This is a genomic window from Pseudomonas sp. B20(2017), assembly GCF_002113125.1.
In the GTDB taxonomy this organism is placed as follows: domain Bacteria; phylum Pseudomonadota; class Gammaproteobacteria; order Pseudomonadales; family Pseudomonadaceae; genus Aquipseudomonas.
Genome location: NZ_NEJP01000004.1, coordinates 201,406 through 214,799 on the forward strand (window position 1 = coordinate 201,406; position 13,394 = coordinate 214,799).

A 13,394-nucleotide genomic window follows, 5' to 3' on the forward strand; every position below is an offset into this window, starting at 1 on the left:
GTCTCGAACGGTAAAAAGATATCCGACGCAAACAATCGGAAAAGCCGCGTTATAGTAGCGCGTTCACGCCAAGGAGCTTTGCATGCGCCAGAAACCCACCGTACTTGCCCGCGAGATCGTCGCCACCAGCCGGCTGTTCTGCGTCGAAGAGCTGAAGCTGCGTTTCTCCAACGGCGTGGAACGCACTTACGAGCGGTTGGTCGGCAAGGGCGCCGGTTACGGCGCGGTGATGATTGTGGCCATGCTTGATGCCGAACATGCGGTGCTGGTCGAGGAATACTGTGGTGGTACCGACGAGTACGAATTGTCCCTGCCCAAAGGTTTGATCGAACCGGGTGAGGATGTGCTGGCGGCAGCCGAACGCGAGCTCAAGGAAGAAGCCGGTTATGGCGCGCGACAGCTCGAGCATCTGACCGAGTTGTCATTGTCCCCGGGCTACATGAGCCAGAAAATCCAGGTAGTGCTGGCTACGGACCTGTACGAAGAACGTCTCGAAGGTGATGAACCCGAGCCGATGCGGGTAGACAAGGTCAATCTGCGGGATCTCTCTTCATTGGCGCAAAATCCGCAATTTTCCGAAGGTCGTGCCTTGGCGGCGTTGTACCTGGCCCGCGACCTGCTGACCCAGCGCGGCTTTTTTCAGTCATGAGTGAGATGTCTATGAATTTTCCCCATCCGTTGATGGCGCCGGTGGTTGAACTGGCGTTGCGCGCCGGCGAGGCGATTCTGCCGTTCTGGCGCGCCGATGTGGCGGTGACCGCCAAGTCCGATGATTCGCCGGTGACGGCGGCGGACATGGCCGCTCACCACGTGATCGTGGCTGGCCTGACCGCGCTGGACCCGAGCATCCCGGTGTTGTCCGAAGAGGACGCCAACATCCCGCAAAGCGTGCGCGCGGGTTGGCAGCGCTGGTGGCTGGTGGATCCGCTGGACGGCACCAAGGAGTTCATCAGCGGCAGCGAAGAATTCACCGTCAACATCGCACTGATCGAGAACGGCCAGGTGGTGTTTGGTGTGGTGTCGATGCCAACCAACGGTCGCTTCTACGTCGGCGGCGCGGGTCTGGGTGCCTGGCGTGGCGACACGGGCAGTACACCGGTGGCGATTCAGGTGCGTGACGTGCCGGGGCCTGGTGAAGCCTTCACCGTGGTTGCCAGCCGTCGTCATTCGAGCCCGGAACAGGAACGTCTGCTGGCCGGTTTGAGCGCCAGTCTTGGCGAGTTGCAACTGGCCAACATCGGCAGTTCGCTGAAGTTCTGTCTGGTGGCTGAAGGTGCTGCCGATTGTTACCCGCGTCTGGCGCCGACTTCGCAGTGGGACACGGCGGCGGCGCAGGGAGTGCTGGAAGGGGCCGGCGGCGAGGTGCTGGACCTGAGCGGCGAAGCATTCTGTTACCCGCCACGGGAGTCGTTATTGAACGGTTTCTTCCTGGCATTGCCGGCGAAAGCCGCGTGGCGGGCGAAGCTGCTCGAACTTGCCCGCGCGTAAGCGCGTTCTATCTTCAGCGGTGCAGGACGTACTGCCCGCTGAACGTCACCGCATCTTCATCACTCCCGGCATTGACGACTCGCGTATGCAGCGTCAGTCGCGCCCGTCCGTAGCGCTGATACATCGCCAGAAACTTCTTCCACACCGCCGCGCTCGGTGACGGGCAGATTGCAATGGCATCGCCGGTGACTGGCAGTGGATAACTGATCTGCCCTTCCTGGATCACGATGTGTCCGTCCTCGATGCCTTCCTCTTTCAAACTCAAATGCAGCCAGCCCCAGCCGGCCAGCACCGCCCCGCAATACAGGCTGCCACCGAACATGGTGCTCTTGTGATTGACGTTGGCGTCCAGCGGCAGGTGCAGGCGTAATTGCTGTTCCTGCCAGTCGAGCACCTTGAGGCCCATGTCCCGCGTCAGCGGGATGTCGTGGTGAAGAACGGATTCCAGATAACGACTGTCGTGCTTCATGCCCGGACCTCTTGCGGCAGAAAAGTGAATTGATCGTGCTTCATTCGGATTCGTCGGAATGGCCGCCGCTGCCAGCGAAATTCAGCCCGTGCTTGCGCAGTTTGTCGTGCAGGGTCTTGCGCGGAATGCCCAGAGCTTCGGCGAGACTGCGCACGGAACCGTGGGAGCGGGCCAGTTCGGCGGCGATCAGGGACTTCTCGAAGTTTTCCACTTGCTCGCTTAGCCCTCCCGCCGCGATTTCGACGGTGGTGCCGGGGCTGCCATCGGGTTGCGTGTTGTCCAGTGCCAGCTCCAGGCCGAGGGCAAAACGCTCTGCCGCGTTCTGCAGTTCCCGCACGTTGCCCGGCCATGAATGGCGCAACAGCAACGCCCGTTGCGCCGGTTGCAGTTCATGCGGCGGCAGACCGTGGCGAGCGCTGGCTTCGTCGGCGTAATGCTGGAACAGCATCAACGCGTCTTCGCCCCGTTCACGCAGTGGCGGAATGCGCAGCGGCGCCACGTTGAGTCGGTAATACAGGTCCGCCCGGAAACGTCCCTGATCGGCGGCCTGGCGCAGGTCTTCCTTGGTGGCGGCAATGACGCGGATGTCCAGCGGGATCAACTGATTGCCGCCCAGGCGCTCGACCACGCGCTCCTGCAACATGCGCAGCAGTTTGACCTGCACATCCATGCTCATGCTCTCGATTTCATCGAGAAACAACGTGCCGCCATTGGCGAATTCGAATTTGCCGATCCGGCGCTTTTGCGCGCCGGTGAAGGCGCCGGGTTCATGGCCGAACAATTCGCTTTCGACCACCGATTCAGCCAGCGCCCCGGCGTTGATCGCCACGAACGGGCCGTTACGCCGGCTCGACAGATCGTGCAGGGCGCGGGCGACGACTTCTTTACCCGCACCGGTTTCGCCAAGGATCAAGACGTCGGCCTTGGTTGCCGCCAGCGCGCCGATCTGCTCGCGCAGGCGCGACATCGGCGCGGACTGACCAACCAGCCGCGCGCTCAGTTCGTTGCGATCACTCAGGGCCATGCGCAGGCTGCGGTTGTCCAGCACCAGGCGGCGCAGGGCCAGGGCGCGACGCACGCTGTCGAGCAGGGCGTCGCTGGCGAAGGGTTTTTCCAGAAAGTCGTAGGCACCGGCACGCATGGCCTGCACGGCCAGTGGCACGTCGCCGTGGCCGGTGATCAGCAGCACCGGCAGTTCCGGATCCTGGGCGTGCAGTTCGCTCAGCAGTTCCAGGCCATCCATGCCGGGCATGCGGATGTCGCTGACCACCACACCGGGCCAGTCGCGCTCCAGTTGCGCGGCCAGGCCCTTGGCTTCGGACAGCGGAAGAATTTTCAGGCCGGCCAGATCCAGAGTCTGGCCGAGGGCCTGACGCAGGTGCGGATCGTCGTCGATCAGCACCACCTGAATGCGGTTGTCGATGGTCATGCGCTTCGGTCCTCGGACGGTTGCAGGCTGACCCCGGGCGCGCCGGCGCGCAGCCGCAGGGTGATCAAGGCGCCACCTTGCTTGTGGTTGGCGAACGACAGTTCTCCACCGAAGGCGCGCATCAGGGTTTCGCAAATGGCCAATCCCAGACCGAGACCCTGCGTGCGGGTCTTGGTGGTGTAAAACGGTTCGCTGGCACGGCCCAGTGCTTCCATGCAGAAGCCGGGGCCATTGTCGCGAATGTACAGGTTGACGCCTTCGTCGGTGGATTCGGCACTCAGCCACAATTTACGCGGCGGGCCTTTTTCGGTCAGGGCGTCGAGGGCGTTTGCCAGCAGATTGCCCAGCACTTGGCGCAGACGGGTTTCTCCGGCTTCGACCCACAAAGTTGCGGCAGGCAGGTCGCGGATCAGTTCGACGTCCATGCTGCGGCGACGTTTGGCCAGCAAGGCAAGTGCGTCGTCCAGCGCTGGTTGCAACGCGACGCTTTCCGGGGCGTGGCGGTCGCGGCGGGCGAAGGCGCGCAGGTGAGCGATGATCGAGGCCATGCGCCCGGTCAGTTCGCTGATCAGTTTGAGGTTGCCGCGAGCATCTTCGGTCCGCTCATGGTCGAGCAGCACTTCGGCGTTTTCGGCGTAGCTGCGGATCGCCGCCAGCGGCTGGTTGAGTTCGTGGCTGATGCTCGCCGACATCGTCCCCAGCGCCGACAGCTTGCCGGCCTGCACCAGATCGTCCTGGGCGCGGACCAGTTCCTGCTGGGCCTGTTCGCGCTCAAGCACTTCCTGCTTCAAGCGCCGGTTGAGGCCTTCGAGATCGCTGGTGCGCTCGGCAACCCGGCCCTCAAGTTCCCGTCGGGCCTTGGCTTCGAAGGCGATGCGTTCCAGGTAATGACGACGACGCTGCATCATCAGGCCCAGCAACAGCATCACCACCAGCAAGGTAGCGCCGCCGATCGCCACCACGGTGCGCACCGGTCGGTCGATCAATGTGCGCGGGGCGAGGATGCTGACGCTCCAGCCGGTTTCCGCGATGTCCTGGGTCTGCGGCAGCCACGCGGTCGGGCTCAGGTTCAAGGGGCGTGGCTCGCGGGTCGGATAGGGCTGGATTGCGGTAATCGCCGCACGTTCGGTATCACTCAGGGGGCGGGTCGCGCGAAAGCGCCATTCCGGGCGCGAGGTCAGGATGACCACACCGTTATGGTCGGTCACCAGCAGTTGTTCCGGGGTTTTGCCCCACAGGCTTTCGGTGTGATCGAGGTCAACCTTGATCACCAGCACGCCGATGATTTTTTCGCCGCTGCGCACGGCGGCGGCGAAGAAGTAGCCGCGCTTGGCGGAGGTGGTGCCCAACCCGAAAAAGCGCCCGAGGCGGCCGGCCATGGCCTCGCTGAAGTAGGGCCGGAAAGAGAAATTGCGGCCGACGAAACTGTCGTGCTTGTCCCAGTTCGATGCCGCGAGCGTCTGGCCGCTGGTGTCCATCAGGTACATGACTTCGGCACCGGTCTGCGCGGCGATGTTCTTCAACAGGCGGTTGGCGTTGCCCTGGGTCACGCCGTCGTCGGGCGCCCCGAGCACCGCGCGCAGGGCCGGCAGGTCGCCGAGGATTTGCGGCAGCACTTCATAGCGATGCAGCGTGCCCAGCAGGTTGGCGACGTAGAGGTCGAGGGTCTGACGGTTCTGGCCGGCCAGTTCGCTGCGGTAATAGCGCTCGGCCAGATGTTCCAGCGGCCACAGCAGCGGTGCCAGGCACAGGGCCAGCAGGGCAAGACTGCGCCAGCGGGGGCGGCGGGGAAGGGTCGGAGTCATGAGCATCGAGCGCCTGTGGGTACAGGCGCATTATGCCTAGGCTTGCCGGCGCAGTCTGCGCACCCGTGGCCGGGTGTGCAGCGGCGCGGAAGATTCACACAGGACTTCAGGAAAAGACGTCGGCGTCCTTGAGGAAAGCGGCCGCCTGATCCTTGGCCGACAGTTTTGGCGCTTCGTCCAGCTGCCAGTCGATGCCCAGGTCCGGGTCATCCCAGCGAATGCTGCGCTCGGCGGACGGGGTGTAGTAGTTGGTGGTCTTGTAGAGGAACTCGGCGAACTCGCTCAGTACCACGAAGCCATGGGCGAAACCTTCCGGTACCCACAATTGACGATGGTTGTCGGCAGACAGACGCACCGCCACCCACTTGCCGAAATGCGGCGAGCTGCGGCGGATATCCACGGCGACATCGAGGACTTCGCCGACGGTGACGCGGACCAGTTTGCCCTGGGTGTTTTCCAACTGGTAATGCAGCCCGCGCAGAACGCCTTTCTGCGAGCGCGAATGGTTGTCCTGCACGAACTGCGTGTCGAGGCCGGTCGCGTCCTGAAAGGCGTTGGCATTGAAGCTTTCGTAAAAGAACCCGCGCTCGTCACCGAACACCTTGGGTTCGATGATCAGGACACCAGGCAGGTCAGTGGGGATTACATTCATCGGGATATTCCAGTGGCAGGTTTGAATGGCCGACATTCTTGCGCAAAGTGCCGTTGGGTGCGAGGGGGGCATGCAAATCCATCTGCCTCGCTGCATGTCGGGGGACGGATGGTCGGGGGTTGCTTATCGCCCGAAGCAATGGCGATATAGGCGCCTAATAAAATTTCAGGGGTCGTTCCATGTCGTTCGCCACGTTGATTCATCGCGCCAGTTTGCCCAGTCCTCAGGTTTCGCTGGAGCAGGCCCGGCATCTGCTGGCGCAGCATTACGGCTTGAACGGCACGTTACTGGCTCTGGGCAGCCAACAGGACCTCAATTACCGGGTCGACAGCGAGCGTGGGCGGTTCGTATTGAAGATCTGCCGGGGCGACTATTCGCTGGTCGAGCTTCAGGCCCAGCACGCTGGCCTGAAATATCTGGCTGAACACAGCGATGTCCACGTTCCCCGGGTTATCCCGGCCAGTGACGGCCAAGACCTGTTGACCCTGGACATCGATGGTGAGTCGGTGCATGTGCGGCTGCTCGATTACATCGAAGGCCAGCCACTGACGGCCCTTGATCACCTTGGCCATGAGGTTGTCGCGGGGTTCGGCCGGCTCTGCGGCGAAATGGATCTGGCCCTCGTCGGTTTCGACCATCCGGGGCTCGAACGCACGTTGCAATGGGATGCGCGCCACGCCAGCGCACTGATCGAGCATTTGCTGCCGGTCATCAATGACGAGCGCCAGCGCGCGCTGATCACCGATACCGCCGAACAGGCCGGGCGTCGCTTGCAGCCGCTGGTGGAAAAGTTGCCGGTGCAGGCGATCCACATGGACATTACTGACGACAACGTGGTCTGGCAGCGTGACGCAGGGCGACACTGGCAATTGCAGGGCGTCATCGATTTCGGCGATCTGGTGCGCACCTGGCGCATCACCGATCTGTCGGTCACCTGTGCCGCGCTGCTGCATCACGCCGCCGGCGATCCGTTCGTGATCCTGCCGGCCGTGCGGGCCTATCACGCGGTCAATCCGCTGCAACACGAAGAATTGCAGGCGCTGTGGCCATTGATCGTGGCGCGGGCGGCGGTGCTGGTGCTTAGTGGCGAGCAACAGGTCAGTATCGATCCGGGCAACACTTACAGTCGCGACAACCTCACCCATGAATGGGAAATCTTCCGGGTCGCCACATCGGTGCCGCTGGCATTGATGGAGGCGGCGATTTTCTCTGCGGTCGGGCAGGCATTGCCGGCCATCGACAGTGAAGGCTTCGCACCATTGTTGCCGGGTCTGGTCGGGCGCGAATTTGCGTTGATCGATCTGGGTGTGTTGAGCGCGCACTTCGAGGCGGGTAACTGGGAGCAACCTGGCATCGATCAGCGTCTGTTGAATGAAGCCGCCGCCGTCCACGGCCTGGCCGCCAGTCGATACGGGCAATACCGTCTGTCCCGCACCCGGCCAGACAGCGCCGAGGAACCGGAGACGTTCCCGCTGCACGTTGAGTTGCGCGTACCTCAGGGCACGACGGTGGAAGCGCCATTTGCCGGCGTTCTGCACCTGTCGGCTGACGGTGTGCTGCGACTCGATGGCCCGCAACTGAGCGTGCGCCTGTGGGGCGTGACGCCGTCGCTGCACAGCGGCGCGGCGCTGGTCAAAGGACAGGAGCTGGGATCGGTTGACGGGCCGCTGATTGTGCAACTGATCCGCGATGCGCATCTGGAGGCGCCGCTGTTCTGTACGCCGACCCGCGCGCCGGCGTGGCAGGCGCTGTCACCATCGCCAGCGGCGCTGCTGGGCCTGGCCTGCGACGCCGAACCCGAGCTGGACGCGGCAACCCTGCTGGCGCGCCGCGACGCCAGTTTCGCCCGCACCCAGAAGCACTATTACGTCGACCCGCCGCGCATCGAACGCGGCTGGCGCAATCACCTGATCGACATGCAGGGCCGCTCCTACCTCGACATGCTCAACAACGTCGCGGTGCTCGGCCACGGTCACCCGCGCATGGCGGCGGTCGCGAGCCGGCAGTGGTCGCTGCTCAATACCAACTCGCGATTCAACTATGCGGCGGTCGCCGAGTTTTCCGAGCGCTTGCTGAAACTGGCGCCGGAGGGCATGGATCGGGTGTTCCTGGTCAACAGCGGCAGCGAGGCCAATGACCTGGCGATTCGCCTGGCGTGGGCCGCCAGCGGTGGGCGCGACATGATCAGCGTACTGGAGGCCTATCACGGCTGGACGGTCGGCGCGGACGCGGTCTCGACCTCGATTGCCGATAACCCGCAAGCCCTGAGCAGTCGCCCGGACTGGGTGCATGCGGTGACCGCTCCGAACACCTATCGCGGCGAGTTTCGCGGCGCGGATTCGGCGCCGGATTACGTGCGCAGCGTCGAATATCATCTGGCGAAGATCGATGAGCAAAAACGGCAACTGGCCGGGTTCATCTGCGAGCCGGTCTACGGCAACGCGGGCGGGATCTCGTTACCGCCGGGCTACCTGAAAAGCGTCTATGAAATGGTGCGCGCCCGTGGCGGCGTATGCATCGCCGATGAGGTACAGGTCGGTTACGGCCGCATGGGCCACTTCTTCTGGGGTTTCGAAGAGCAAGGCGTGGTGCCGGACATCATCACCATGGCCAAAGGCATGGGCAACGGCCAGCCGCTGGGCGCCGTGATCACCCGCCGGGAAATCGCCGAGGCGCTGGAGGCCGAGGGTTATTTCTTCTCGTCCGCCGGCGGCAGCCCGGTGAGTTGCCAGATCGGCATGGCAGTGCTGGATGTGATGGAAGAAGAAAAACTCTGGGAAAACGCCCAGGTGGTCGGCGCCCACTTCAAAGCCCGGCTGGAGGCGTTGATCGATCAATATCCGTTGGTCGGCGCGGTACACGGTTCGGGGTTCTATCTGGGGGTCGAGCTGATCCGCAATCGGGAAACCCTGGAACCGGCGACCGAGGAAACCACGCTGTTGTGTGATCGTCTGCGGGAACTGGGGATTTTCATGCAGCCGACCGGCGATTATCTGAATGTCCTGAAGATCAAGCCGCCGATGGTCACCTCGCGCCAGAGCGTGGATTTCTTCGTCGACATGCTGGCGAAGGTGCTTGAAGAAGGGCTTTGAGGCGATCTGAATCTTCAAATATCGATTTGTATCGGTATTTGAAGGGTTTATTTGAGGATGTTTTTTATTTGTGGCTTCTAAAGCCGATATTTATCGTTTATAAAGTCGGCATAGTCCGTCGTCCAACCCTGTACGGCGTGTTGAAAACCCTCGACGGTTCCCTGGAGTCTGATCGACATGACCACATTGAAAAGCACACCACGCGCCGATGGCTTCTACATGCCGGCCGAATGGGCACCGCAAACCCAGACCTGGATGATCTGGCCCGAGCGCCCGGACAACTGGCGTTTGGGCGGCAAACCGGCGCAGGCCGCTCACGCCGCTGTGGCCAAGGCCATTGCGCGTTTCGAACCGGTGACCGTGGCGGTCTCCGCCGGCCAATACGAAAACGCCCGTGCTCGTCTCGACGTGCCGAACATCCGCGTGGTCGAGATGTCCAGCGATGACGCCTGGGTTCGCGATAGCGGCCCGACGTTTGTGATCAACAACAGCGGCGAAGTGCGCGGTGTGAACTGGGATTTCAACGCCTGGGGCGGTTTTGATGGCGGCCTGTATTCGCCGTGGAACCGTGATTCCCAGGTCGGCGGCAAGATCCTCGAAATCGAGCGCAGCCCGCGCTACCGCACCGAAGGCTTTGTGCTCGAAGGCGGCTCGATTCACGTCGACGGCGAAGGCACCCTGATCACCACCGAAGAATGCCTGCTCAACCGCAATCGCAACCCGCATCTGGGCCGCGAAGAAATCGAAGCGGTGCTCAGCGAAAACCTGTCGGTAGACAAGATCATTTGGCTGCCGGATGGCCTGTTCAACGACGAAACCGACGGCCATGTGGATAACTTCTGCTGCTATGTGCGTCCGGGCGAAGTGCTGCTGGCGTGGACTGACGATCCGCAGGATCCGAACTTCCCGCGCTGCCAGGCTGCGATGAAAGTGCTGGAAAGCAGCACCGACGCCAAGGGTCGCCCGTTCACGGTGCACAAGATGCCGATTCCGGGGCCGCTGTTTGCCACTGAAGAAGAATGCGCGGGCGTGGATCCGGTGGACGGCACCCAGGAGCGCAACCCGAGCGTGCGTCTGGCCGGTTCCTACGTGAACTTCCTGATCGTCAATGGCGGCATCATCGCACCGAGCTTCGACGACCCAATGGACGCGCCGGCCCGCGAAATCCTGCAGAACCTGTTCCCGCAACACGAAGTGGTCATGGTGCCGGGCCGTGAACTGTTACTGGGGGGCGGTAACATTCACTGCCTTACCCAACAGCAACCCGCACCGCACAAAGAGTGAGTGCGGATGTAACAGCTTGAGTTGATTGGAAAATCGACCGGGCAGTCATTTGTTGCCCATGCTTGAAGAGAAACCCGCAGCCCGTCAGGACTGCGGGTTTCTTTATGTCCGCTGGTCGACAATTTGATTACGTTGGCATAGCTCTTGTATCGCTTATGGCGCACTAGGGAGGGGGGAGAACTTCAACGGTTCTGTCATAAACCTTGGATAACTTAGCCGCTCATGAACGGGGAGAGAGCGCTGAAATGAACGCCGAAGTGAACGTAATCAGCGAGCGGACGTTGCATCCCATGGCTGTAAATAGTGAGTCGCTCCAGATTGTCGCGCACTGGTTGAAGTCCAATGGAACGCGTCAGATCAGGGAACCTGATCCGCGCCGGATGATGATCGAGCGTTACCCCGCTGGCCTGTTCAGCGAGGCCGAACTGGATGCACTCTGGGATGTGATGGAAGGATAAGAAGAACAAACAAGGATTGTAAAAAGCGCTGCCGGGATGGCAGCGCTTTTTTTATGGGTGCGATATCAGAAGCTGTAGGTGCCAATGCCCACCAGGTTGTCTGCCTGATCTGGAAGTGGCCACTGCCGGTCCCGATTTGACCGATTGCCGAAACACACTGAAAGCCATTCCGGCGTTTTTCCGCAATGACCGAGGGACTAATGTGCCGACATCATTTTTCCCACCTTCTGTCCGGAGCTTTCCGATGAATCTTCATTACATCTACGACCCACTGTGTGGCTGGTGCTATGGCGCCAAACCGCTGGTGCAAGCCGCGCAGCAGGTGCTGCCGGTGATCGCCCACGCCGGCGGCATGATGACCGGTGCCAACCGCCAGAGCGTTTCGCCGCAACTGCGCAATTACGTGATGCCTCACGACCGACGCATCGCCGAATACACCGGTCAGCCGTTTGGCGAAGCGTACTTCGAAGGTCTGTTGCGCGATCACTCGGCGGTGTTTGATTCGACACCACCAATTGCCGCTGTGATGGCAGCCGAAAAAATCGACGGCCGTGGCCTGGAAATGCTTGGGCGTTTGCAGACTGCGCACTATGTCGAAGGGCGGCGAATTGCCGACGAAAGTGTGCTTGTGGAATATGCAGTAGAGCAGGGCTACAACGCCGATATGTTCTTGAATGCCTTGCAGTCCGTCGACACCGAACAACATATAAAGAACAGCCGCGCCCTGTTGGCAAAACTGGGTGGGCAGGGTTTTCCAACCTTTGCGCTGGAACAGGACGGACGATTCACGCTTGTTGATATCGGGCCGTGGCTCGGCAAAACAGAAGCCTTCGCCCAATGGTTGAGCGAGTCGTTTACGCCTGCGCCAGGGACTGAAAGCCTGCCGGTCTGTGGCCTCGACGGTTGCGCATGATCCCGCATTAAAATCCCTGATTGCTGGCAGTTCCGTGCAATCGGCCATCGCAAAATTTACTTTTTTTAGACGTTTTTCGCCTATTTAAAGACGATTCTTGAAATTGACACATTGTTGAGGGCGCGGCTACGATTCGGCCCAACGCCTGTGGCTAACCGCCATGATTCAAAATCAGGAGCAGGCCCGCCATGACATTGTCTTGAGCGGGTCTTTTTGTTTCGGGGTGAATAAAAGAGTGCACCAAGCGCCGTTTCAGCCGTTCGACACAGCGCGTTTCAACCCGTAATAAGGAAAACAAAATGTTGAACAAGCGAATCAGTTTGATCGCACTGGGGATGTTGAGCGCCACTTCGGCCATGGCTAGCGACCAGTCCGAATCCAAGGGTTTTGTTGAAGACAGCAGCCTCAAAGTGCTGCTGCGCAATGCCTACATCAATCGTGACTACAAAGATGGCAACCAGGACAAGGCCGAGTGGGGCCAAGCGGCCATCGGTACGTTCTCGTCCGGCTTCACCCAAGGCACCGTAGGTGTGGGTGTGGATGCGTTCGGTCTGTATGCACTGCGTCTGGACGGCGGCAAGGGCCGCAGCGGCGCCGGCGGTATCGACTTCTTCAAACAGGGTGACAGCGGCAATGCGGCTGACGATCTGTCGAAGGGCGGCGCAGCGGTGAAATTCCGTCTGTCCAACACCGTACTGACCTACGGCGACCAGATGCCGGCGCTGCCGGTGCTGAGCTATGACAACGTGCGTCTGTTGCCGGAAAGCTACACCGGAACCTTGATCACTTCCAAAGAGATCAAAGGCCTGGAGCTGAACGCCGGTCGCTTCACCGCCGAATCGCGTAAAAGCGCTGAAGGCCGTGATAGTGGTGGTCTGAAGTCGATCAACGTGTTGGGCGGTAGCTATCAGTTCACCGAACAGTTCAAGGCCGCGCTGTACGCTTCCGACGTCGAAGACGTGCTGAAGAAGCAATACGTGAACGCCAACTACGTGTTCCCGATCGATAAGGATCAGTCCCTGACCCTGGACTTCAACGGTTACCGCACCAAGCTGGACAATTCCTACGTCCGCGAAAACGGTGTGACCGGCGACGACAACAAGATCTGGAGCCTGGCGGCGACCTTCGCCACCGGCCCGCACTCGTTCACCGTGGCGCACCAACGCTCCACCGGCGACAGCAACCTGGGTTACGCCTATGGCGGCTATCAGAAAGGTCAAGGTCGTGTGGGTGACGGTGGCAACACCATCTATCTGGCCAACTCCTACTGGTCGGACTTCAACGCTGAAGACGAGCGCAGCTGGCAGCTGGGTTACGGTCTGGACTTCACGGCGTTCGGCGTACCGGGTCTGAGCTACAACTTTGCGTATGTGCGTGGCGATAACATCACTACGTCCACCAGCACCGGTGGTACCGAGCGCGAATACTTCAACCAGTTCAAGTACGTCGTGCAAAGTGGCCCGGCCAAAGACCTGAGCATCAAGCTGCGTAGCTCGATCCTGCGTGTTTCGCAGAAATCCAGCGAATACAACGTCAGCGGTAACGAAGTGCGTGTGTTCGTGGATTACCCGATCAACATCTTCTGATGGTTGGTTGAACCCGCGAAACGCGACAGAAAAACCCCGACTCGTTCGGGGTTTTTTTTTGACGCTTTTTGAAAAAACAGCATAAAAACCCGTGTTTTTGTCATTTGAAATGCACTTTCAAGCCGTTTCAAATCGCGTTTCAAACAGGGTTTTAAATGCCTGAAATTCTTTCTCATGGACGCAAATTCTCCACCTAATAGATTAGGCCGCTCAACGCA

11 protein-coding genes are annotated in these 13,394 nt (G+C 60.9%); 7 read left to right on the forward strand and 4 right to left on the reverse strand.

The window, feature by feature from the left end; genetic code table 11:
• The first annotated feature begins 82 nt into the window (after positions 1–82).
• Together nudE and cysQ are read left to right on the forward strand one after the other, a co-directional pair.
• Entirely contained in the window at positions 83–649 is a 567-nt protein-coding gene (gene nudE, locus CAF63_RS07860) for an ADP compounds hydrolase NudE (protein ID WP_085684129.1), read from the forward strand.
• 5 nt (positions 650–654) lie between these two features.
• Positions 655–1,488, forward strand: coding sequence for a 3'(2'),5'-bisphosphate nucleotidase CysQ (gene cysQ, locus CAF63_RS07865; protein ID WP_085684127.1), 834 nt, complete (start codon positions 655–657; stop codon positions 1,486–1,488).
• Positions 1,489–1,501: 13 nt separating this feature from the next.
• Here cysQ and CAF63_RS07870 read toward each other — a convergent pair whose 3' ends face one another.
• From CAF63_RS07870 to rfbC, 4 genes are all read right to left on the reverse strand, one after another.
• Entirely contained in the window at positions 1,502–1,957 is a 456-nt protein-coding gene (locus tag CAF63_RS07870) for a YiiD C-terminal domain-containing protein (protein ID WP_085684125.1), read from the reverse strand.
• 40 nt (positions 1,958–1,997) lie between these two features.
• The gene (locus tag CAF63_RS07875) at positions 1,998–3,386 is read right to left on the reverse strand and encodes a sigma-54 dependent transcriptional regulator (RefSeq protein ID WP_085684123.1); all 1,389 of its coding nucleotides are present in this window, start codon (positions 3,384–3,386) and stop codon (positions 1,998–2,000) included.
• Positions 3,383–5,191, reverse strand: coding sequence for an ATP-binding protein (locus CAF63_RS07880; protein ID WP_085684121.1), 1,809 nt, complete (start codon positions 5,189–5,191; stop codon positions 3,383–3,385). The genes CAF63_RS07875 and CAF63_RS07880 overlap by 4 nt, the downstream gene beginning before the upstream one ends.
• Positions 5,192–5,297: 106 nt before the next feature.
• Positions 5,298–5,843 (reverse strand): dTDP-4-dehydrorhamnose 3,5-epimerase, encoded by a 546-nt coding sequence (gene rfbC, locus CAF63_RS07885; RefSeq protein WP_085684119.1) that lies wholly within the window; start codon positions 5,841–5,843, stop codon positions 5,298–5,300.
• Between the two features lie 179 nt (positions 5,844–6,022).
• Between rfbC and CAF63_RS07890 the strand changes: the two genes are divergently transcribed.
• The 5 genes from CAF63_RS07890 (at position 6,023) to CAF63_RS07910 (ending at position 13,176) form a co-directional block, all read left to right on the forward strand.
• Positions 6,023–8,935: an aminotransferase gene (locus CAF63_RS07890; protein ID WP_085684117.1), complete on the forward strand. Its 2,913-nt coding sequence runs from the start codon at positions 6,023–6,025 to the stop codon at positions 8,933–8,935.
• A 177-nt stretch (positions 8,936–9,112) separates the two neighbouring features.
• On the forward strand, positions 9,113–10,219 hold the full coding sequence (aguA, locus tag CAF63_RS07895; protein ID WP_074689481.1) for an agmatine deiminase: 1,107 nt from the start codon (positions 9,113–9,115) through the stop codon (positions 10,217–10,219).
• A 245-nt stretch (positions 10,220–10,464) separates the two neighbouring features.
• Entirely contained in the window at positions 10,465–10,677 is a 213-nt protein-coding gene (locus CAF63_RS07900) for a hypothetical protein (protein ID WP_065257771.1), read from the forward strand.
• Positions 10,678–10,921: 244 nt separating this feature from the next.
• Positions 10,922–11,590: a DsbA family protein gene (locus CAF63_RS07905; RefSeq protein WP_085684115.1), complete on the forward strand. Its 669-nt coding sequence runs from the start codon at positions 10,922–10,924 to the stop codon at positions 11,588–11,590.
• 299 nt (positions 11,591–11,889) lie between these two features.
• Positions 11,890–13,176, forward strand: coding sequence for an OprD family porin (locus CAF63_RS07910; RefSeq protein ID WP_085684113.1), 1,287 nt, complete (start codon positions 11,890–11,892; stop codon positions 13,174–13,176).
• Positions 13,177–13,394: the final 218 nt, after the last annotated feature.

Coding starts and splice junctions, on each gene's coding strand:
- cysQ (WP_085684127.1), top strand. CDS start 655: ATGTCTATGAATTTTCCCCATCCGTTGATGGCGCCGGTGGTTGAACTG.
- CAF63_RS07900 (WP_065257771.1), top strand. CDS start 10,465: ATGAACGCCGAAGTGAACGTAATCAGCGAGCGGACGTTGCATCCCATG.
- CAF63_RS07880 (WP_085684121.1), bottom strand. CDS start 5,191: ATGACTCCGACCCTTCCCCGCCGCCCCCGCTGGCGCAGTCTTGCCCTG.
- CAF63_RS07875 (WP_085684123.1), bottom strand. CDS start 3,386: ATGACCATCGACAACCGCATTCAGGTGGTGCTGATCGACGACGATCCG.
- aguA (WP_074689481.1), top strand. CDS start 9,113: ATGACCACATTGAAAAGCACACCACGCGCCGATGGCTTCTACATGCCG.
- nudE (WP_085684129.1), top strand. CDS start 83: ATGCGCCAGAAACCCACCGTACTTGCCCGCGAGATCGTCGCCACCAGC.
- CAF63_RS07905 (WP_085684115.1), top strand. CDS start 10,922: ATGAATCTTCATTACATCTACGACCCACTGTGTGGCTGGTGCTATGGC.
- CAF63_RS07890 (WP_085684117.1), top strand. CDS start 6,023: ATGTCGTTCGCCACGTTGATTCATCGCGCCAGTTTGCCCAGTCCTCAG.
- CAF63_RS07910 (WP_085684113.1), top strand. CDS start 11,890: ATGTTGAACAAGCGAATCAGTTTGATCGCACTGGGGATGTTGAGCGCC.
- rfbC (WP_085684119.1), bottom strand. CDS start 5,843: ATGAATGTAATCCCCACTGACCTGCCTGGTGTCCTGATCATCGAACCC.
- CAF63_RS07870 (WP_085684125.1), bottom strand. CDS start 1,957: ATGAAGCACGACAGTCGTTATCTGGAATCCGTTCTTCACCACGACATC.